The sequence below is a fragment of the Paenibacillus cookii genome, assembly GCF_018333375.1.
GTDB lineage: Bacteria > Bacillota > Bacilli > Paenibacillales > Paenibacillaceae > Paenibacillus_AQ > Paenibacillus_AQ cookii.
In genome coordinates this window covers 69,885-91,697 of sequence record NZ_BORW01000018.1, presented here as the reverse complement: position 1 = coordinate 91,697, position 21,813 = coordinate 69,885, and the positions used below count along the sequence as shown (strand labels likewise).

Genomic DNA, 21,813 nt, shown 5'->3' with positions numbered 1-21,813 from the left:
TAATAATCAAAAAACAATTTCCACAAAAATAAATGGTTTTAGTCAAGGATTTTTTGGTGCGAACCTCCCTGGCAAATCATGTTCGCTTGGGATTCGCACCATAAAATAAGGGGGCCTTCATTGTCTGGCAATTCACATCCTATTGAATTATCCATAACAGTTTCCAACACGAGCCCTAGCGTTGGTTATCGAATTGGGGATTTTTTTAATTCTTTGGTCTTCAATTATTACAACAATTCATGTATCGTGACACCTTGTGGAGCTTCGCCAATAGAACATACATAATCTGCATAAGACCGAGCAACCTCAACCTCACTCTTTCGCTCTATATGAACAAGGTTAAACAATTTATGTGCTGGCGCATTACCTAATTTGCTTTCATGTTCAAAAACAATTAGTTTTTGTGCAGACATTTTTCCTCTTGCTGCAGAACGATCATGATCAAACATATTTACAAGTGCCGACCACAATAATTCCAAGTCCTCTTCACTAAAATTCGTCTGGTTTGCAAGAGAGGCCGATACAAAACCTTCCATTCGATACAATCCATATGGAACAATACTCTTACGGCCCATCGTCCGTTCCTTTTCAGCATCTTTTTCATTCGTGACAGCCATTCGAGTAATTGTTACATCTAACGGAGAAATAGGATCAATACTTTTTGCGAAACCAAACTGTACTGGCCCCCGAACCTGTCCGCAATTTACGCCGGTTGTCATGACCGCACCAAATGTACGAATATCGTAATACTTATCGCACATCCATTGAGCCAGAGTCATTTGATCTTCTTTCTTCTTGGCTTCGATCTTGTCTGATTTTTTATCTTTTAGTTCAATATCCGGATGATGATCAAACGCTTCTTTATTCAGTTGATTTAATATAGCACCTTCTTTTACATAGATTTCATAGCCATTCGCATTCTCTTTTGCTAATTCAACATAATTTCGAACTTTACGTTTCATGCACACGTCAGTAACCAGTCCGCATCCGGTTTCCGGATCAATACGAGGCAAATTTCCCGCATCCGGATCTCCATTTGGGTTTCCGTTTTCAACATCGAATAATAACACAAACTCATATCTCTTCGTTAAAGCTGTATTTTCACTCATGTTCTGTTCCCTCTTTCACTTGTTTTGATTGATTTGGATTATAAAAACTTTGCCGTTGATGATAGTAACCTAACGCGAACATTCCCTGCTCTTCTAGCGTCAATCGACGTGGAAAGACTTCAGGTAATGCATTCATCACTTTCTGAATCTGGTCATCGTTATAACGTCCCCACTTATCATCTTTTGCGATGTGATGCCTGGACAAACTGATCAACCGCGGAAAAACGGTTGCAGGTGAGGCTGAAGCCGCTCCCCAAAATCGGTCACGAATGGATGCATTAATGCCTTGTCCCAATGCGTTTAGCTGTGTTTTTTCCAAACATGCAAATAATCTTCCCAGATGGTAGGGGGTACTGGTGGAATTTTCATTTAGGGACATCGTTAACTCTCCTTCTAAACTTTGATCATCATTGTGGCGGGCTTTACGGATAAGGTATGCTTTTATCATGGCTGCACGAAGTGGTCCTATTTTATATTGATTTTTTTTAGGATCATCCGTCTCTGAACGAATACGATTGATCAATTGGGCAAATATTGCACTGGAATATGGAAGTCCGTGTAGAATAGATCTAACCAATTGTCCTTCCATATTAGGAGGGATTTTCCCCCAATCATGTCCGACTGCGATTTCCCGAAGTAATTGCCGTACAGTTGGTGCCCGGTCTAACCCGGTAATGCTTAAATCTTTATAATGTTGCCACATTCGCTCACCAATTTCACCGAGGGTGCCTGTATACCAGAAACGAACCGACAATCTTGCAGCATTTGGCGAAAGACCCAAGACATAAAATCTCGTATTCATATCCATATCTTTAAATGTCTCTTTAAACGTCTGCCCGTGCTGAATACGTACTAAAGCATTTTTCACACGCGTACGTACATTTTCAGCATCCTCCTGTTCATACTCCGAAGCTTCGTCCATTTCTCCTTGGAACAACAATGCAAACAAGCTCTGTTCTCGCTCTGGCGCTGTCTCTGCCCAAAAAACTACCGTCGTGTCATTCATTCGAATGCGATGATCCGGATCCGCCAAGAATTTATTCAAAACATACCCATAAGCATCGGCTGCCTCTTGGGACGCTGGAGCATTGTAGGATTGTTTTCTACCATAGGAGCAAAAAGAGTCTTTATTAAAAGAAACAATAGCTGCCCCTGATGACTGAGCACCGAGTACATTTTTTATGCTGGGATGCAGCCTTGCGATTTCGTGTTTCGGTATCATCTCACCTGAGATAAGGCACATTTGCTTCTCATCATTTGTGCCTTCATTTTTTTGACCATGGTAATAACGCTCCCACGTTCGTTTAATCAGACTGTCATCATGCAAAAATCGTCCTGTTGGGGCATATTTCAGAACACAAAGTCCTCCTTTGCGCAACATATCCCTAATTTCTTCGTTGGTTACAGCATCTAGTTGAGCTGCCAACTGTTCCGGAGACTGACTCACAAAAGCATGTAATGCCCGAATCTCTGGTGAGTGTGATGTACAATATTGCAGGACATGATGACACAATTGTTGCATCCCAATTCGGCTTTGTTCACGCATAGATAATGCCGATCCGAATAAATAATCCGCTTTATCGCATAAAAAATACGGCTTGGCTCCAGTTCCGGAACGTTTCGCCTGTTTCGGGACATTAAATGTAAGCCTAATGTTTTTCCCTTTTTCATCCGTATAAGGCCTGACCGAAGTAACTTCTCCAGATTCACTTAAATAAATTTCAAAAGACACCTCAGCAGACGAATACTCTTCTCTCGGTAAACAATTGTCTTCTTGGTCCTGTAAGGTCTTGTAGTAGGAATAAAGCGCCTGTAAAATCATCCAGTCACCTCCCTTAATTGCGGGACTTCAATGATTCCGTCGACCATTTGGGCTCTAAAAAAATGCGGAATAACCTCCTTTACCTCCCCTTTTGAATTTAAAATGAAGGTCTGGTCGAGCAACATATAGCCCAAATCAACGATTCCAGGATGAACAGTTTCCTTTACTTCTATTTCATCTTCAACCAGCTCAAAATGAACGGGAAACTCCCTCGTGCCAAAATAAGGCTGATGAAAGCATTGCCCCTTTCTTGCACGTCGTAAGAAAATATTATAGTGCTTCTCAGGATGATCTTCCTCGCCTTTACGATCCGTCATTTCAAAGTGCCCTTCTATTATGTACTCGACGTCACGAAGGACAAGAGACGATCGCAGTTGTCGCTCTTCCGAAACGTTGATAAACTTTTTTTTGCGCGATGCGAGAGATTCTACTTCGTTTCTTCGAATACTTTCAAACCGAATTGGTTTTTTCACATGGATACGGTCAATAACCCACCGGATAGCTGGTTTCCAATGAAGTGCTTCCAAAATTCCTCGTGCTGCCGAAGGCGTCATGACATCATAACTCACGCGTTCAACTTTCATCTCTGGACGCGTAAAACAGGCATAATCCCCCCACACGCGCAGTTTAATCCCATATGCCATACATATAACTCCTCCTTAATGTCGCATTGGTTCTCGAAGCCCTGTTGCTTGATCATAATAGTTCATATCATTTAAATACCAAATACCTCCAGCGTCACTTAATAAACCTTTATTCATCCACTCAGTATATTCTCGCTTATAAACTGAAACTGAATAAGATTGCAACTGGCGAAATATATCCGAACGATGGACTTTGCTTTTGGCATGTAAATGAATTAAATTACGAGCAAACTCATCAAAGGGAATAACAATCGAAAACATTTCCCCCTCGATCATTTCAAACCGACTAGCAATCTCTTCATATGGGACTTCCAAATTTTTGTTTTTACTCCTTAATAATCCCATAATCCTTTTGCTATCTGTTATTTCCCTGACCCTGCCATCAGCAACCCCGTATATTCTATCAAAATACTGCTTCATAGCTTCCGGTGACAACGGATCTACCTGTTGATATTTCAACACGTTTTGTGCTTCAATAGCTGTCTCTTTCATCCACCCATAGAAAGGCATGCCGTGCGACTCAGGATAAAACACATGTACTTCCCCAACAGATTGCTTTCCCTCCCGGTTGCACCGACCAGCGGCTTGAGCAATGGAATCAAGTCCGGCAAACGCTCTGATGACTATTGGAAAGTCCAAATCCACACCTGCTTCGACTAATTGTGTAGAGATAACGTGACACGGTTTTTCGTGAATAAGTCTGTCTTTGATTTCTTTTAATATTTCCATACAATGTTTGGAGCACATGCGACCGCTTAGATGATAAACCCCAATTAATTGTTTTTTAATAGATAGATCGAACAACATCTTGGCATGCTTTCGGGTGTTCACAATGGTTAACGCTTGCTTAACTTGTGACATCCAATCTATTGTCATTGAATCAGGAATACTTTTCGTTGCTCCCCCATGCATTGTAACCCGGACTCTTTTAAATGTATCAACCAATTGCTGAGACAGTTGATCTTGTATAATTGCAGTCGGACGAATCCCTAGCGCTTCCCAGGATGGATGTGTTGCAGTACACAATACGACGGTACAGCCGTACGATTCCACTAATTCCTCAAGCACTCTTAAACAAGGGGTAAGGAACCCCCTAGGGATACTTTGGGCTTCATCAATAACGATGACAGATTTCACGATATTGTGGAGTTTCCTGCACCTACTTCTTTTATTAGAAAACAACGACTCGAAAAATTGTACCGAAGTCGTAACCACAACGGGGGCATCCCAATTTTCCGCAGCCAATTTCTGTTTTCTCACTTCTTCTACACCATAATTCTCCCGATATTCTTGTTCATCAAAGTTGCTATGATGCTCTAAAACTGCCTCGTTACCTAGCGCATTTCGAAAAATCTCTACTGTCTGGTCAATAATACTTAAGAAAGGAATCACGTAAATTACCCTCTGTAACTCATGCCTTTGTGCATGATGAAGAGCAAAACATAACGAAGATAACGTTTTCCCGCCGCCTGTAGGTATAGATAATGTGAATATCCCTTGGCCATCTCTTGCCCTTATCCTGCAATTTTCAAGGATCTGATGTCTTTTGTTGTTGATTATCGTTTTTTCTGCCTTCTTCTCTAGCTCAGATATAAAATTATCAATTCGTTCCAACAATTGAGAAATTGAGGGTAAGCTTCTTTTATACATTAAACGCCGATCCTCATCATTGCAGTAGTCCCGGGTATCAGTAGAATCGGCATCTACCAGGCAAGAATAAAGCATTCTGCCCAAAATGCTATATTTCCAAGCAATGTTACTGGTCGTTAGATTTCCGAAGCGAAGCATGGGGTTACTTTCGAGAGGTTGCGAGCAGATGGATAACTCCGACCACGCTATAGACCAATCAGGCACTTCTTCTTTCGGTTTAGACAAGCGATGTTTTAATGATCCCTCCTCATCAATTGAGCCATAGTTGCTCAGCCCACCATGATGTCCGGCTACCACATATGCAATCAGCCGGGCTAAATACGGTGCGAATCCAAACTTACCAATATACTTAATAACTACCTCAGGCTTCATAATCCACTGTGCCCCGGCAGTCGAGTGATCGACCGGGATCTGAGAGCCACGAACTCGTTGTTGAAACAACTCTGAATACTTTCCAACATCATGAATTAAACCCGCTAAGTAACCTAGCTCACTCATACCAAATAATCCCGCAAACGTACGAGTCAGAGCCGCTACTCCTTCGAGATGCTCCTTTAAATATTGAAAATCGCCTGATTTTTTACTGTGTGCGTAGAAAAACAAGGACTCACCTTCTTTTTTATATACCATATTATACCATCCAATATTTTACTTTGTAAATTACGTTTAAGTAGATATTATATGAACAATATTATGATTTTATTACGAATAATATCCGGTACACCTATTGATTCCTGTGGTATAATAAACTGTCGCTAAGCAAGCGTGGATTGAAAAATATAGTATCTACTCAAGAAAACCTATCTTTCCCTTCAGGATAGGTTTTCATTCTATCATCGGAATCAATCCGCGACATTTGAGTGATGACCAAAATGTTAGTCCCATCCCCCTTCTTCCTAATCGGTTAGTAGATGTGCGTCCGCTCAAACTCTTCTAACGATTTGTCCCTTTTGTCACGTACACGCTTCAAATAATTAGACTCTAATTCGGGACTGAGAAAGTCTTCGAGGTAAGAATGATGTGAAATGATTGCATTACCTACGATTTCAGCCAACAATCCTTTGATTGGGTGGATTTCTCCAGCACGAAAAAGGTTATACAGAAATTTCCCACCTGCCGTTGAATGATCGACGCTTCCTCTTTTCGGCGGGAAGCTTGGGTTGTTTACAGCTGCTAAAATATAATTCCTGAAAGCATCTGTGTATTTCCCCATATCGTGCAGCATCCCTGCCAATCCGGCGATGTACCGAAACTCCCAATTTCTTTCCGAACGATTCTGCTAATGCTTGTACGCCTAATAAGTGCTCCTCCACTGTTTGGTGCTGCCTGTCAGCTTCGCGAATATGTGCTATATAATTCAAACAGTCTCCTCCTCGAAATATAGAGTCGTTCAAGCCCTCGTGTAGTCCGATGTACCTGCGACAATTCTCCTTATTTTAACGAGATTCGACAGGAATCTGAGATATCCTTCCAATTTGTATGTAAAATTTTGTTTTATTTGATAAATCTATTTCAATCCAGGCACCCGCGTAGGGTGCGACCGCCATGCTGCCGACGATCATGTCGGTTGTCGGATTTCAATCCACGCACCCACACAGGGTGCGACGCGCTCAGTCTCTTTACCGATTCCACCGCCCGGTAATTTCAATCCACGCACCCACACAGGGTGCGACTCGTCAGCTGTTTGGTGAGCAATGAACACAACAGTATTTCAATCCACGCACCACACAGGGTGCGACAATAGCGCGATTGCTTTTGAGGATGGCGCTATTGAATTTCAATCCACGCACCCACACAGGGTGCGACACCGCTTTTTCAAGCAAAAAGCCCGAAAAAGCGGCTTATGACACTCCATTCTCCAACAATAAATTGAATTTATTTACATTATTGTAAAAAATCAAGATGTTACAGGTGCGAAGCCCCCTGAAAATCCATGTTCACTACACGTTCGCACCAGTTCATTTCTTCCATATTTTCACTTTATGGTTTCGACAAAAATCCTCCAAAACCCCCCATCAATCCATGAATCCATGCACCATTTTTTAAATCACGAACGCTTGCATTCTCCCGTTTTTCCCTTTAAACCGAGTTGCTTTGTCCCCACCGCAGCCCTTTGGAAAAAGAAAATAGGCGATTGCGTTTCTTTTTGGTTTTTTCCGCGAATACGTACTCCTGCTCGTTTTGTACGACATTATGCGCAATATGCCGGAAGCGTCTGCCGCTCTCCAGCTCGGGATCCAGCGCGATGGGAATCCCTTTGGCTACCGAACGCATAATATCCATGTCCATATGTATGACCCCAATTAAACCGATATTGAGAATATTCATGATGTCTTCAAGCTTTAGGACCCGATCGGCCGGATCATCCGCCATGTTGACGATAAGCTGCGGGGGAGCATCGATCATATCGCTCATCAACCCGATGACGCGGTCCGCATCCTGAATCGCCGTCCGGTTCGGCGTCGTGACGATAATCGCCTCGTCGGCGGCGTATACGGCATTGCGAAACCCGTTTTCGATCCCTGCCGGGGAATCGATCAACACATAATCATAGTCTTGGGCGATAAAATGAACCACGTCCCGAAACAACCCCGGGTCCTCATCATGGTCGGCACTCCCGCTGCAGGAGATGAACGATAGGTTGGACAGGCGCTTGTCTTGGATGGTTACTTGATGCAGGCCGCACCTGCCCGCCATAAAATCAGAAATATCATAATTCAATCTGCTGCTCAGCCCGAGCGGAAAGTCCAAATTCCGAAGGCCGAAGTCCGCATCGATCAAACAGACCTTTTGTCCCAAGCAAGCAAGGGATGTCCCTAAATTGGCGGTGACCGTCGTTTTGCCTACCCCGCCCTTGCCCGAAGTAATACAAATGACTCTTGCCATTGAAGCAACACATCCTTCTGACCAAAATACGTGCTGTAACATTTATAACCATCGCACTAGGACGGCCATAACCTACTTACTTTATCATAGAGAAATATACAAAAACTCTACAAAAAGATGCTGTTTTTTTACATTTTTATCAGTGTCTATCGCATTGCAACAAAGAACAGGGAGAAAACAACGCAAAAACCCGCCATTTCCGGACAGGCCATTTGAAAAATCCTATCCGCAAACCGCCAAAACCTGAAAGCAAACTGCAGCTCCGAAACTTTTTATTTCTTGAATCATAAAAAAAACGGCAGAACCCGAACCGGCGGGTTCTGCCGCTTATGCTGCTTGCCATTATGGCTTGGCTTGCGTCAATTTGCTCATGAAATTATAGATCATTTGGGCGCTTTCCGCCCGCGTCGCCGCTCCCGTCGGATGGAAGCGCTGCGGCGATTGTCCTTGCATCAGCCCCGAAGCGTATACGGCCTGCACCGCCTCCTGTACCCAGGCCGGCGAAGAGGCGACGTCGGTAAACGCGGCCTTGCCGGCGGAACCGCCGATTCCGGATGCGCCACCCGCCAGCTTATACGCGCGGGCGATCATGGCCGCCGCTTCCTGGCGTTTGATCAAAGCGTTCGGCGCGAAGCTGTTTTCGCTGACGCCCTGCACGATCCCGGCCTGCACCGCCGCCGATACGGCATCCGTATACCACTGGTCCGCTGCCACGTCGGCAAACGGCGTTGTGCCGCCGCCCTTCAGATTCAGCAGGCGTACCAGCATGGCGGCCATTTCCGCGCGGGTCACCGGCTGGTTCGGCGCAAACCGGCCGGCGTCGATCCCTTCGATCAGATGTTTCGCCGCCAGCTCCCGAATGACCTCCGCAGCCCAGTGATGTTCCGTATCCGCAAAGTTTTTGCGGTATTCCAACACGCCATAGGCAGGATCAAGATCGAAGATTTCGGAGGTCAGCTTGCCGCCGGAAAGCGAGCCCCCGACATAATCGAGCACGCCCGTGCCGGTCAGGCCGTAGATTCCGGACAGCCTCGCATTGACGTCCGTCGAGATCGGCAGCGTCAGCATGACCGGCTGCTTCAAATCGGTCAGCGAATATACTTGGCCGTCCTTTGCCGTGATGCTGAGGCTGAACCTCAGGAAATCGCTGCCCGTGCGGAGCGAAGCCCCCGCTTTATTCCCGGCTGCCCCCATCCGCTGCGCTTGTTCGCTGCCGCCAATCGGGTTCACGCTGAATCGGATTCGGCTTCCCGCACGCTGTCCTTCAGGGACCCGTTCGCTTACAGCCTGGAACACGGCCGCCGGAATCGTCAGCGAGACCTGGCCGGCCTGAATGTGTACCGGCTTGTTTTGCAGAATCGAAGCGGCACTGCCAGGCACAACCAATTCCGCGAACGGTTGATCCGTTTTGAAGGAAACGTCGCCTTTGGCAAGCGCGGACAGCTCGCTTTCCGATACGCTCCACGTTCCTTCATGTTTCGGAGGCGTCACCGGAGCTGGCTTACCGCTGCCTCCGTTATGGCCGCTGCCCTCATTGCCGTTAGTTCCGCCAGGATTTCCTCCCCCATTGCCGTTATCTCCACCCGGATTGCCCGGTGCTTGGACGTTCAACACATATTCCGCTTGGAACGCCTCGTAGGTTGCCGAAATAACGGTGGTTCCTTCCGCCAAAGCGGTGACCAGCCCCCGTTCATCGACGGATGCGACGTCCTTGCTGCTGCTGTCATAGATGACGCCTTCCAGCAGCGGAATGCGGGTCCCGTCCTGATAGACCGCTTCCGTGACGGTCTGGTCGGTTTCGCCGACTTTCAGTCTGCCTTTTCCTTTCAAATGCAATGAATCCATCTTGCCATCAGGAACCCGGTCCACGGTAATCGTCGTCTCTCCGTACAAGTTCGGGTCGGCGGCGCTTGTTGCCCTGACGACCGCCGTGCCCAGCCCCCGGGCCGTGACCAGTCCCTCGGCCGACACGCTGACCACCTCTGGATCCGCAGGGTCGGAGCTGTACACGGACCAAGTCACGCGCTTATCCGTCGTCTGCTCCGGTTTCACCTTCGCGGTAAGCTGGCGCGTTTCGCCGACGGCGAGCTTAACGTCCTGCTCCTTGATTTCCACGCTTTCCGGAGCCGTCATCTGTTTGGACAACGTAAACTGATCGACGATGCGCCCTCCTACCGTTTTCGTCACGAACTTGAGCAGGTCCCCGTCGACTTCGACGGAGGCGTACATTTGCGTCGCTTCATCGTCTGTCACGCGCTGCCAATCCCGCTTCGTCAGCGAATAAAACTTCGGCCCCGTCGAACCGGCAACGACGTACGTCGTGCCTTGGCCGTCGCCGACGATTTGGTTGTCCAGCATCGGGTACGTCCGCAAATAGATATGATCATGGCCGTTCAGGACGAGATCGACCCCGTGCTTTTCAAGTACCGGCGCCCACAACTGGCGAATTTCGGCCGTATCGTAGATGCTGCCGTACGGGCCGCGGTGGAAAATCGCGATTTTCCACGGTTTCGTCGTGGCTGACAAATCTTTTTCGAGCCATTTCTGCTGATCTTCATACTGATATTCGCTGTTCAGCACCACAAAGTGGATGTTTTTGTAATCGAAGGCGAAATGGCTTCCCTTCAAGCTGTCCAGTCCGTTCCCCGGCTGATTGAAATGGGCAAGGAAATCGTTGTTTTCCTTCGTGCCCATCACCTCGTGGTTGCCGATCGCGGCGACGAGCGTCGTGTTCAGGAACGCCTCCTGCGCTTCGCTGAACCACCATTTCCATTCCTGCTCGTTGAAGCCTTTGTCGACCATATCCCCGACATGGACCATAAATTCGGCGTCCGGCGTATTTTCAAGCGCTTTTTTAACCGTGTTCCCCCACAGCTGGAACCCTTTCAGGTCGCCTGCCTGGGAATCGGCAAAATACAGAAAACTCGTACGGTCCCCGGACGCTTCGGCGGTTTTGAACGTCCCTTGCTCGCTGTAACGGCCTTGACCGTCCCCTACGCGATACACGTATGCCGTTCCCGGTTCCAGTCCGTCGACGGTCGCTTTATGCACGCGCACGGTTCCGAGGTCCAGCGTCTGATACAAGTAACTCGTGCCGTCTACTTTTTGGACGTTGGCCTGATCGAATCCGCTAAACTCCGACTGCTTGGCAACTTCCACGACGGTCGGCTCCGTGCCGGGATGGGTATGCCAGGTGAACCCTCTGGAGGCGGCCGGGTCCGCGCCCATGCTGACGTTGATGTTGTACGGCGTTTCCGTTCCGGATAGCGGGGACACCTTGAATTCGGCTACCGAACTGTACATGCCGCCTTTAGCCGCTTGTACCTTGTACGTTTGCACGCTCGACGTCAGGGATTTTGTTTTCAGCTGCCCCTGCGCGTCGGTCATGCCGATGGCCGCTTCATCGGCCAAAATTTGCGCCCCTTCCACGGGAGCCCCGGACTCCTCTTTCACCTGGAACACCGTCTCGTATCCTTGAATGTTTCCGTCCTCGTTCCACGATAACGTCAGGCCGCTTTGGATCGCGGAGGACAGCGGCAGCCCAAAGAAGGTGTATTTCACGTCGCCCGTGCCGACGAACGAAACGCTGCCCGACTCGAAACGAATGACATGCTCGCCCGTCGCATCCTTTTTGACGTCGTATTGAATTTGTCCGATCAAATCCTGGTCGGTCAACGCGGCTTCGTTCAGCCTGCTCATCGTCAGGACGACCGTGCCCGCATTGCCGTCGATGCCTGCCTGAGCCTGGGAAGCATCCAGCTTATGCCCCGGGACGAACCGCAGGTTTTCCACTTTCGTAGGATCAAAAGCAAGCTTGATTTGCGCGTCCTTCAATTCCGATGCTTTGACGCCTTTAAAATCGACCGAATACGTATTTCCGGTATAAACCCTTTTTGGCGTGTCATAGGTGATCTTGGAAGCGCCGGTATCCACGTTGAACGTCCATGCTTCGGTCGTCCGGTTGCCGGACCGGTCCTTTACCGTCACCCGCGCCTGATGAACCCCGTCCGCAAGCGGCGTGGCCGGCGTGTAATAAATTCGCCCTTCCGGCGGATACAGCGTATGCTGCACCCGGACCCCGTCCACGTCGAAACGGATCGAATCGGGATCGATCAAGGTCGTTCCGGGATGCTGCGCCGGATCGTATCCGGCATCCTCGGCGTACACCTTGATGACCGGCTGGTTCGTACGAACCGTTTCTCCCTCGGCCGGGGAGAAATTTCGGAGCACCGGAGGCTCCAGATCGTCTTCCGCCGGGCCGTACAGCGCGCGGATTTGATCCACGTAGATGACGCCGGCGTCCTTTTTCGCTCCCGAAGTCTCCATGTAACGCACGGGCATGTCCATCGTCAGCGGCAGCGTTCTGCCCTTAGGTACATCGGCTTCGACGTACTTCCAACCTACCCAGTTCACCCCGGTGTCTTGAGGAGTCAAATCGAGCGGGATCGCTCCTTTGCCGTCGCGCAGCTGCGCACGCAGCCAGTGGGCTTTGCCGTCCCCGTACACCCACATGCTGATTTTCTCCGGATACCCCGGAATCGCGATCGGGGCATTTTTCGTTTGCAGGTAAGCGCCCGACGTGCCCGGCATGCCGGTAAAATCATATTCCAGCTTCAGCGAACCCGTGCCGAACCGCACCAGGTCCTCATTCGTTTCGATGCTGACCTTGGACGTTTTGAACTGGGCCCCGGCCGATGGCTGGTAAGCATCCAATCCGTTTTCGAAATCCTCCAATATGACCGGCGGCAATCCGATGTTTACGTCCACCGATGCCTCAACCCCTTTATAGCCGACAATAATTTTGCCGCTTTGTTCCGTTTGGTCCGTCGCCGTAAAGACGCCGTTGGAGTCGATCGATCCGATCGGCCCTTCCACGCGCCAATTCAGCTGGCCGTTATCGGCCTGAATGACCTGGCCGTTGCGCAGCGCGGTCACCTTGAGCTTTTCCGACTTGCCCGGCGCGAAGCTTTTGACCGCATCCCCGAAAGAAAGCTCGGTCAGCGTATCCACGACCTCCACTTTCGCTTCTCCGCGCAGCGAGCCCGAGGTCACGGCAATATCCGCCATGCCGGCTCCCGGTCCGGCCGTAAACGCGCCTTGGTCGTCGATCTTGCCGATCTGCGGGTTTACGCTCCATTGCAGGGAACCGCTAAAGGCCGCCGGATGCAGGTTCGCATCCACCGCCGCCGCTTTGAAGGAAGCCGACGACCCTGCGAGCACGCGCTGCAGCTGCGGCTGAACGACAAGCTTGTCCGCCGCTTCTTCCGGCGCTTTGTTTACGAGCAATATTCCGTTTGCCGTCTTGCGCTCCCCGCCGTCCGAAGGGGAATTCAGCAGCTTCCGCTGGGTTTCGCCCGGCATCCGCGCAATGAAGGTGGAAGACCCTCCGCCATCGAGATTCAGCGCGTTGACGACGCCCATGTCTTTCAGGATCTGCGCAAGTTCGGCCAGCGTCACGCCTTCGCTGAACCCCGGCTGGCGCCCGTCGATTTCGAGCAGCACGACCGAGCCGTCCGCTTTCGTCCCGACCGCCGTGCGGGGATGGGCCGCCGGATCGGAATTCGGCTGGACCTGCCCGTCTTTGACAAGCAGCGCCGAACCGCCGATCGCCATCGTAACGTCGCTCCATTCGCCGCTCAGCTGCAGGCTGACGCTGACCTCGTCCCCGACTTGTAGTCCGGCGAGGCGATCCCGCTGCGTGCCCGAAGCGGACAAGACGACTTTGCCGTCCGCGATCGGCGTATTCCCTTTGTTGCCGTGGATGCTCTCCACTTTCAGCTGCAGCGTCTGCCCGCTTTTGACTTCGCCCTTCAACACGCCAAGAACGACCTCATCCCCCAAATCGTTGGTCATCGTGGACGCGTGGAAATCGGGGGTATACAGCACCAGATCGTTGTTGCCGCGGATCCGGTTGATCGCGCTCAGTTCCGCCGTTTTGCCCCCGATCGTCAACGTTTTGGCCAGGCTGGGGCTTGGGCCGTACAACGTCGTGCCGTCCGCCTTTAATCCGAAAGCATACCAGTCCTTCGGCGGGCTGACCAGCATCTTGCCGCCGCCCATAAACATCCCCAGCGGAACGCCGCTGGACATATCGTAAAAATCGCCGTTAATCCCCGCGATGACCCGGTTTCCCGGCTTGTCCGCGTCGCCGGCCATTTTGCTGACGCCCTGCATGCCGTAGACCTTGCCGTCCGTCAGGCCCGGCTCAAGCGTTAACGCCGCATTCTTCGGATCAAACTCGACCATATGGAGCTTTTCCAGCCCGCGGTCCAGCTTCATATCCCTCCACGTATAGGTCGCGCCCGGCCCGATCTCGGCCTGCCTTTCGTCGATCACGGTTCCGAACGCCGCCGCCCCCGCAACCTCCGCCCGCGCCTGCTGCGCCGGAAGCAGCATCGACAGCATCAACGTGCCGCTTAGCAGCGAGGACCAAATCTTTTTCGTCCTTTTCCTCATCATTCTATCTTTCCTCCCATTCTTCCGCCAGCATTTCGAGTCTTGCGTAGAACCATTTCAGAAAAGTATAGCGGCCCCTTGTTAAGCCTCCTCCCGTCCTTTCGTAAACGCATTGTAAAATATTATTTTGAAATTAATCTAAATCTAGCTGCCTTTACTATAAAATTTAATTTCATAGAATTTAAGGAACTTTTTTCCTAGGGACAAGGGGCTATGCTATTTGCGGCTTGGCGTCACCCTTTTCCGAAATTCAACATTTCCGGTCATCGATTGCCCGATTTCGCTGAACGCCGGATCTTGCCCTTATTTAGGGACGGGGTTGGGTCAGGGGACAATTTCAGGTGAGGGACATCGGATCGGTGTGCACAGGAGGCTATTTTAAGCAGGAATAGAAGTGGCTGATGCGGTCCTAAACTGGCCATCCATCATTTGACAGACTTCTCCAAAAGGCTTCATACTATGAATATGTGAAACTATGTACAGAAGGAGTCATTCCATGTCAGACAATCCGATCGAACAAATGAGAGTCATCCAAAAAGAGCTGAAACGTTTTATGATGACATATAAGTTTGCCTTGCAGGAAGTCGAAACGAAAATCAAAATTTTGCAGGAAGAATTCCAAATGCTCCACGATTACAATCCGATCGAACATACCAAATCCCGCTTGAAGTCGCCGGAAAGCATTTTGAAAAAGCTGATGCGCAAAGGCGGGGCAAGCTCCCTCGAGGAAATTAAGAAAACGATCCGGGATATCGCAGGCATTCGGATTACCTGTTCTTTCATTTCGGACATTTACCGAATCAGCGACATGCTGCAGAGCCAAAACGATCTGAAGACCCTTTCCGTCAAGGACTATATCAAAAACCCGAAACCAAACGGCTACAAAAGCCTTCATATGATCGTCGAAGTCCCGGTGTTCATGTCCGATCACGAGGAATCCGTCTGCGTGGAGATCCAAATCCGCACCATCGCCATGGACTTCTGGGCAAGCCTGGAACATAAAATTTTCTACAAATACTACGAATCCGTGCCGCAGCGATTAGTCGACGATCTGAAAAAAGCCGCGGACACCGCCTATGCGCTGGACACGACGATGGAGCAGCTTCACCACGAGATGGAGGATATCAAGCGGTCCAACCAAGCGGACGGCAAAGGGGAGTTTCAGCTGTTGATCGATAACGAGCAGTTTAAAATCCCTGAAAAATTGTTGAGCATCATTTCGCCCCCATCTTGAACATTTGAAAATAGAGGCATGTCGCCGAAAAAGCAAAAAAACCGGTACCTGAATGGGTCCGGTTTTTCTTGTTTTATTTTGTACTGCTGTGTTGCGCCCTTTAGTTGCTCCCGCGGTACGTCCAGTAGAGAAACTCGTTGTCCTCGCGGTCGATGCTGAATCCCAATTTTTCGAGCACCTTTCGGGACGCGCGGTTCCCCGGCTCGCATCTGGCGGTCACTTTTTTGACCCCGTCCCGGCTTGTCGCCCATGCCAGCAAACCCGATGCGGCTTCGAAGCAGTAGCCCTTCCGCTGCTGGCTTTCGTTCGTCGCAAAACCGATCTCGATCATGCCGTTTTCATCCGGTTCGCCCAAAAAGCCGATCCCGCCCACGATTTCCCGCTCCGCCTTCGTTGCGATGATCCACGAATCGAATCCGCGAGTGCCGTTATTTTTGACCAGCAGCTCCCGAAAAAACGGCAGCGCTTCGTAGAAGTCTTGTCCGGGCCATTCGCCGTTGGTTTTGTACCCTAACGCTTCAATGGCCCGCGCATCGCGCCCGGCTGCCGCATCAATGAGATCCAGATCGAGCGTCTGCAGGATTAACCTTTCGGTTTCCAGTTTCATAAAGTCGTTCCATGCCTCCTACACCAAAGTCCCACGGCATGAAACGTTCATGCCTGGCACCGTACTATTTCGATATCGGCAGGCCAACATCCTGTCCGGGACCGGCTTATCAAGGCCATGGCCCCCTCCTTCCGGCGTATGTTGTACCGTGGCCGCTCTACCGCTTTCATCTTATTCAGCTATCCGCGTTTGATGTTTTTGAAATGTCTACGATATAAGAGGTGATTTCCTTGATTTTTGTTTTGTTTAAACTGCTATTGAAACGATAAACATGACAGAAGGCGTAGCTGGTATGGTCCTCGAGCTTCAGGATGCCGTTTAAGGAACCGGAATATCCGTGCGTTATTATATTGCTGATCACTAACTCCGTGGGCTTTTTGCTGATCAGTTTTTCAAGCATGCGGAGGACTTCATCTTTACCTTGCAATACGTTGCTGCCGATAAAATTCCATTGGATATCGTCAATGATCTTCTCCATGATAAAGCCGCTATCGTTGGAAACGAAGGCAACATTAAACGCTCTAAGAAATTCCTTTTTGGGTGCGTTCCCGCAATCTTCGGCACAAATAATTTTCACCTGTTCGTTTCGGCTGTTGTCCCCTGGCATACTCCCGATCCCCCTCATTCAAAGTATCTTTGACCATCATATTATACAAGCCATAGAACGAATGCAAACATTAAACAGCAACCATGGCTTTATGAAAAATCGTTCCGGTGTTTCGTCAAGCCGGCTTAACCCTCTGCTCTATTCCATCCAGCAATAAAGCAATTCCGGAATGAAACAGTTCATCGGAACCCAGCAATTCAAACCGGCCTTCTTCATGCATCCGTTGAAGTACTTTAAATTGCGATAGATCCACATGGGAATTCCCGTTAGGATCCTCCTGCAGCGATATCTGCAGCATACGTTGTTCGTATTCCTCAACGGCAAAATGGATGACGTAGTTAAAGAAATGGGTCGTATATGAAAATTTTTGCGTATCCGTCAATGAAGTCGGTTCGATCATCTGCAACAGACATTCGAACAGTTCCATAAAGTCCGCCTCCGGCCTTGACTTCATCAGAAGCTGGCCGGAACAAGGGAATTGCCGAAGCTTGCTCCGAATCACCGTCGCGCTAATGCGGAGCCGTTCCCGCCAGTCTCCTTGCTTGGGTAGATCGCTGATGATTTCTCTTGAAACCAGGTTGGCCAACGTTTGATAAAGCACTTGCTTACTCTCGAAATACCAGTAGATCGTGGGGGCTTGAACGTTCAATTCCTTGGAGAGGTTTCTCATCGTAAAATGTTCGATGCCCTGGTCGGAGAGAAGCTTCCAGGAGGCTGCAATGATTTTCTCTTCGCTGATATGTGGCCTGCGTTTAGGCATAAAAGACAATCCAACTCCATTCCAAAAATTCTGATATGCCTATTATACTCTATACCGTTATTCCTCCAACTCTGCATCTTCAGCAGGCAAGGGCTTCTGGTTGAACATACTCTCCCCTGCTTTCGAGGAAAGCCGGACATCCCTCATCCCACGTTCAATGGCACTCACCTCATAATCGCGCAAAGCGGCCAAAAGTTCCTTTTCCCCGTTTTTCACGCGGATGAGTTCCTTCGAGAGCTGATAGGCATCAAAAAGTGCCGCGTTTCCCCCGATCCCTGCCGGTGTCATGGGATGCAGCGCGTCTCCCAGCAAAACCAGAGGGGTTGTTTCTTTCCAAGGCTTATACGGCAAAACATTGCGGAGGTGATAAACCGCCGTTTTCTCCGGAGCCGCGAGTTCCAACATCCGTTTTACTTGCGGATGCCAGTGTTTGGTTTTCGCTTGGGCCACAGACAACAATTCAAAACCGTTCAGGCGGAAGAGCTGCTCGTCAGGCATACCGAACCACCCGGGCGAGCACGCAAATACAGCGTACAGGTAATCCTGTTGAGGGGAAATCTTCACATGAAGGGACATGGATTCCGGCAGCTGTTCCATATTCGGCTTGAATGCCATGTCTTCAAGAAGAAGGGACACCGGAGCATCTCCTTCCGGATTTGTAAGGCATCTCATGCTGCCGTCCCCAATGAGCATATGCAGTTCCTTTCTCCGCTCATCATCCAGAAATACCTTGGTATAAAGGGCCCTGCCCCCCGTATCGAAAATTTTCACCCCAGGTTTGTATTGTTGCCGGACTTTGGAACCTCCCCCGTCAGCCCCAACCAGGACATCCGCATCCATATGCTCCCCGTTGTCGAACCACGCTCTTAAGCGTCCGTTTTCCAACCTTTCATAATGGGTGAACCGGTAGCCGAAGCTGATCCTGTCACCCAGTTCGCCAAGCAGCACTTCACGAAAGGTAAACCGGTTCACGGATGGCGTGGCTTCCGCTTGATTGTACATGGGATGCTGTTCTTCCTCGGGCTCCAAAGAAACCGGATCTAAGAAAACGGGGTGTGCCGGCCCTAAAACGGATGTTTCAAGATAGAGATCGTACAGCTTTTCCGGAAGACAAAACCGCAGTGCCGTTGATCCATTCCCATTGATTTTGATTCGATAGCCTGTTTGGACAAAATGGTCTGCACGCTCACGTTCGCACACCTGGAAATCAATATGATGTTTTTTCAAGCTTTGTGCCAATGCAAGTCCGCCGAGACCGCCGCCGATAATGACTACAGATAATGATGTCATGTCGTTTGATCATCCTTTAACTAAGTTAGATTTATTTTACAACGTTATATTAAGGGGGTTCTTCTTTGTTTGTCAATGATTTTTGAGGACACAACCGAAACTTACTTATCAGTTAGCGGAAGCCGAGGTCTCTGGAATAACCAAATTGTTGCCAAACTGCTTGCCGAAAGCCTCCATCTGCGCACAAAAAAATGGCCTTCTGCTGCAAGACCATTTTTCAAAAATAAGTTACTGTTTGTTGGCTATGACGTGATCCAGAAACTGATCTGCGTCGCTGTTAAATTTCCAGTGAACTCCAAATTGATCGACCAGCATTCCAAAGCACGAAGACCAAGGCGTATTGGATAACGGCATGATGACATAACCGCCTTCAGATAAACTAGAGAAGTATTGTTGCAGTTTTTGCTTGTCATCGAAGACTAGACTAATCAGAATATGATTCCCTTTTACCAGCTCTCCGGTTACCGCCTTCATGGAAGGCAAAATGTCGGACATCATGATTTTCCCGCCTGCGAATTCGATCGAAGATTCCATGATCATATTTAACTCGTTTTCCGGCAGTGGATCGTTTGGATCTTGCGGGATATCCCCAAATTTCGCTTTTTTGACTTCCGTAGCGTTTAAAGCCTCCGCATAAAAATCAATCGCTTGTTCTGCAACCCCGTCAAAGTTTAAATAGGCAATAGCGGACATAAAGCAATACCTCCTTCTTGTGATACCTTGAAGTATAAGGCCTAAAATGTGACAGCAGTCTGTCAGTGTTCTTCTGCCGTCTCTGCTTCTCCGCCAAAAAAATCACGCTTCGTCTTCCTTCCAATTCCGATGCCGGAGATCACCTCAGCCCATCTCATGAACTTAACGGAACCTGCTGTTTTTTCTCACCCAAGTTTTTCAATTTCCTGTATGATGATGCTATGAAAAAAATATTATCCTTCATGGATTGGGGCATATTCGCTCTTCGTTTATACCATTACATGTTGCTGTTGTCCCGGGTTCTGGCAGGAAGCGATTTTTCAGGCCGGACATTACTTAACGCAACCTGGTTGAGCATAGCCCTTGTCGTTCCTCTGTTGTTCTGGTTTCCCGGGCGCCGGATGAACAAAGCCTGGTTTTGCGTTCTGGAGCTGTTGCTTGGCGGTTCTTATTATGTGAATTCCGTCATCCATCCGGATCTGACCTCCAAAGCGGACTATTTGCTGCCGAGTCTTGCGATGGGGTACTTATTAACGAAGCAAACCTTCTGGATCATCCCCTTGCTTGCTGTCGTTCCTTTTGCCTTCCAGTCTTACTTAGGATTGTCTTGGGAGCACACCCTGGGCATCGGCACGGACAACCTGCTGTTCTGCTTCATCGGGATGTGGGCAAGCCTGGTCGCCAATGCGTATGATCAGAAAAATAAACTGGCAGCCGAAGTGGAGCAGCAAAATAAGCTGTTAACGCACTACACGGCCGAGATCGAGAAAATGACTTTGCTTGAAGAGCGCAACCGCATGTCCAAGGAGCTTCATGATACGCTGGGGCATTCCTTTATCTCGCTCATTCTGAGCCTGGATGCATCTATCGCCCTTATGGATAACAAGCCTGCCGAGGCCAAAGAACGGTTAATCCGCTTAAGGGCATTGGCTGAGCAAAATCTGGACGATATGAGAAACATCGTACACGAGATGGGGGAAGAAGAGGAAACCAGTCTGGTCCGGCAGGTCGAAGCCCTTGCGGCCCGTTTCCGGGAGCACACGGGTGTGGCCCTGACTTTGAGTCTGCCGGGGACAGAGCGGTCCATACGTTTTGAAGTACGGCAAACGATCCTTCGGGTCATCCAGGAATCCTGTACGAATGCGCTCAAACACGGAAAAGCATCTCAACTGCATCTGGAGCTCGGTTTTTCCGAGAACCATCTGCAATTGTCCGTTCGCAATAACGGCAAGCCGATCGGCAAACTCAATGACGGCTTCGGCCTGACCGCGATGAAACATCGGGTTGAGCGGTTGGGAGGCAGCCTGCGCCTGTCATCCGGGGAGGGAACTCCAGCGATCACCGAAGTCAGATGCGAAATTCCGCTGAAAGGAGCGATGCCGCATGGCGAAAATTAAAGTGCTGCTTGCCGACGATCAAGAGTTGATTCTTGAGAGCTTACATATCGTGCTGTCCATGGAAGAGGATTTGGAAATCGTCGGTTTAGCCAGAAATGGGGAAGAAGCCGTAAAGGGCTGCGAGCAGTTTATGCCGGATATGGTGTTGATGGATGTCAACATGCCGGTCATGGACGGCGTTGCCGCAACGGCCCTGATTAAAGAGCGAATGCCCGCAACCAAAATCATCATGCTGACCTCCTATAAAGAGGTGGAATATGTATTAGCGGCTTTGAGCCACGGAGCGGAAGGGTATCTGCTCAAAGCCATTCATCCCAAAGACCTGGCTGCAGGGATACGGGTGGTTCAGGCAGGAGGGACTTTAATTTCGCAGGAAATGGCGGGTAAACTGATCAAGAACATGAACAACCCCTCCCTTGCGAAAAATAATGAGTTCGGGCTCACCGCCCGTGAAATCGAAGTGCTGCAAAAGCTGGCCGCAGGCCTGCGCAACCAGGAAATCGCCGAGATGTTGTATCTGAGCGAAGGGACGGTTAAAAATTACATCTCATCGATTTATTCGAAGCTGCATGTAAAAAGCAGGCGTGAGGCCGCCCGTAAAGCCCGGGATTCGGGAATCATGGATCATTAATTATGACTAAAGCGCACTGCCTCTTTA

At 49.4% G+C, this 21,813-nt stretch carries 14 protein-coding genes and 1 pseudogene; 3 read left to right on the top strand and 12 right to left on the bottom strand.

Annotated elements, in window-relative coordinates:
- Positions 1 to 227 precede the first annotated feature (227 nt).
- The 7 genes and pseudogenes from cas7c to KI367_RS16445 form a co-directional block, all read right to left on the bottom strand.
- On the bottom strand, positions 228 to 1,109 hold the full coding sequence (cas7c, locus tag KI367_RS16475; protein ID WP_036712950.1) for a type I-C CRISPR-associated protein Cas7/Csd2: 882 nt from the start codon (positions 1,107 to 1,109) through the stop codon (positions 228 to 230).
- On the bottom strand, positions 1,102 to 2,931 hold the full coding sequence (cas8c, locus tag KI367_RS16470) for a type I-C CRISPR-associated protein Cas8c/Csd1 (RefSeq protein WP_052147155.1): 1,830 nt from the start codon (positions 2,929 to 2,931) through the stop codon (positions 1,102 to 1,104). The genes cas7c and cas8c overlap by 8 nt, the downstream gene beginning before the upstream one ends.
- The gene (gene cas5c / locus KI367_RS16465; RefSeq protein ID WP_036712949.1) at positions 2,928 to 3,575 is read right to left on the bottom strand and encodes a type I-C CRISPR-associated protein Cas5c; all 648 of its coding nucleotides are present in this window, start codon (positions 3,573 to 3,575) and stop codon (positions 2,928 to 2,930) included. The genes cas8c and cas5c overlap by 4 nt, the downstream gene beginning before the upstream one ends.
- 15 nt (positions 3,576 to 3,590) lie before the next feature.
- Complete coding sequence (locus KI367_RS16460; RefSeq protein ID WP_052147154.1) at positions 3,591 to 5,855, bottom strand: CRISPR-associated helicase/endonuclease Cas3; 2,265 nt, start codon at positions 5,853 to 5,855, stop codon at positions 3,591 to 3,593.
- 286 nt (positions 5,856 to 6,141) lie between these two features.
- A pseudogene (locus KI367_RS16455) lies at positions 6,142 to 6,586 on the bottom strand (CRISPR-associated endonuclease Cas3''); the annotation flags it as partial.
- 718 nt (positions 6,587 to 7,304) lie between these two features.
- Positions 7,305 to 8,111 carry a septum site-determining protein MinD gene (gene minD, locus KI367_RS16450; RefSeq protein WP_212950973.1) on the bottom strand — a complete coding sequence of 269 codons (807 nt, stop codon included), beginning with the start codon at positions 8,109 to 8,111 and terminating at the stop codon, positions 7,305 to 7,307.
- A gap of 342 nt (positions 8,112 to 8,453) precedes the next feature.
- A complete protein-coding gene (locus KI367_RS16445; RefSeq protein ID WP_246537016.1) occupies positions 8,454 to 14,570 on the bottom strand; it encodes a phosphodiester glycosidase family protein in 6,117 nt (2,038 codons plus the stop codon).
- A 493-nt stretch (positions 14,571 to 15,063) separates the two neighbouring features.
- On the opposite strand from KI367_RS16445, the gene KI367_RS16440 reads away from it, so the two are divergent.
- Complete coding sequence (locus tag KI367_RS16440) at positions 15,064 to 15,801, top strand: GTP pyrophosphokinase (RefSeq protein WP_212950971.1); 738 nt, start codon at positions 15,064 to 15,066, stop codon at positions 15,799 to 15,801.
- Between the two features lie 100 nt (positions 15,802 to 15,901).
- Here KI367_RS16440 and KI367_RS16435 read toward each other — a convergent pair whose 3' ends face one another.
- The 5 genes from KI367_RS16435 to KI367_RS16415 form a co-directional block, all read right to left on the bottom strand.
- Positions 15,902 to 16,408: a GNAT family N-acetyltransferase gene (locus KI367_RS16435; protein WP_212950969.1), complete on the bottom strand. Its 507-nt coding sequence runs from the start codon at positions 16,406 to 16,408 to the stop codon at positions 15,902 to 15,904.
- 175 nt (positions 16,409 to 16,583) lie between these two features.
- Positions 16,584 to 17,015, bottom strand: a complete 432-nt coding sequence (locus tag KI367_RS16430) for a nuclear transport factor 2-like protein (protein WP_036712937.1) — start codon at positions 17,013 to 17,015, stop codon at positions 16,584 to 16,586.
- 115 nt (positions 17,016 to 17,130) lie between these two features.
- Positions 17,131 to 17,775 carry a TetR/AcrR family transcriptional regulator gene (locus KI367_RS16425; protein ID WP_036712934.1) on the bottom strand — a complete coding sequence of 215 codons (645 nt, stop codon included), beginning with the start codon at positions 17,773 to 17,775 and terminating at the stop codon, positions 17,131 to 17,133.
- Positions 17,776 to 17,832: 57 nt separating this feature from the next.
- On the bottom strand, positions 17,833 to 19,065 hold the full coding sequence (locus tag KI367_RS16420; protein ID WP_212950968.1) for an FAD-dependent oxidoreductase: 1,233 nt from the start codon (positions 19,063 to 19,065) through the stop codon (positions 17,833 to 17,835).
- Between the two features lie 228 nt (positions 19,066 to 19,293).
- Entirely contained in the window at positions 19,294 to 19,758 is a 465-nt protein-coding gene (locus KI367_RS16415; protein ID WP_212950966.1) for a VOC family protein, read from the bottom strand.
- A 221-nt stretch (positions 19,759 to 19,979) separates the two neighbouring features.
- Between KI367_RS16415 and KI367_RS16410 the strand changes: the two genes are divergently transcribed.
- Positions 19,980 to 21,155 (top strand): sensor histidine kinase, encoded by a 1,176-nt coding sequence (locus tag KI367_RS16410; RefSeq protein ID WP_212950965.1) that lies wholly within the window; start codon positions 19,980 to 19,982, stop codon positions 21,153 to 21,155.
- Positions 21,142 to 21,786: a response regulator transcription factor gene (locus KI367_RS16405; RefSeq protein ID WP_212950963.1), complete on the top strand. Its 645-nt coding sequence runs from the start codon at positions 21,142 to 21,144 to the stop codon at positions 21,784 to 21,786. The genes KI367_RS16410 and KI367_RS16405 overlap by 14 nt, the downstream gene beginning before the upstream one ends.
- Positions 21,787 to 21,813 lie beyond the last annotated feature (27 nt).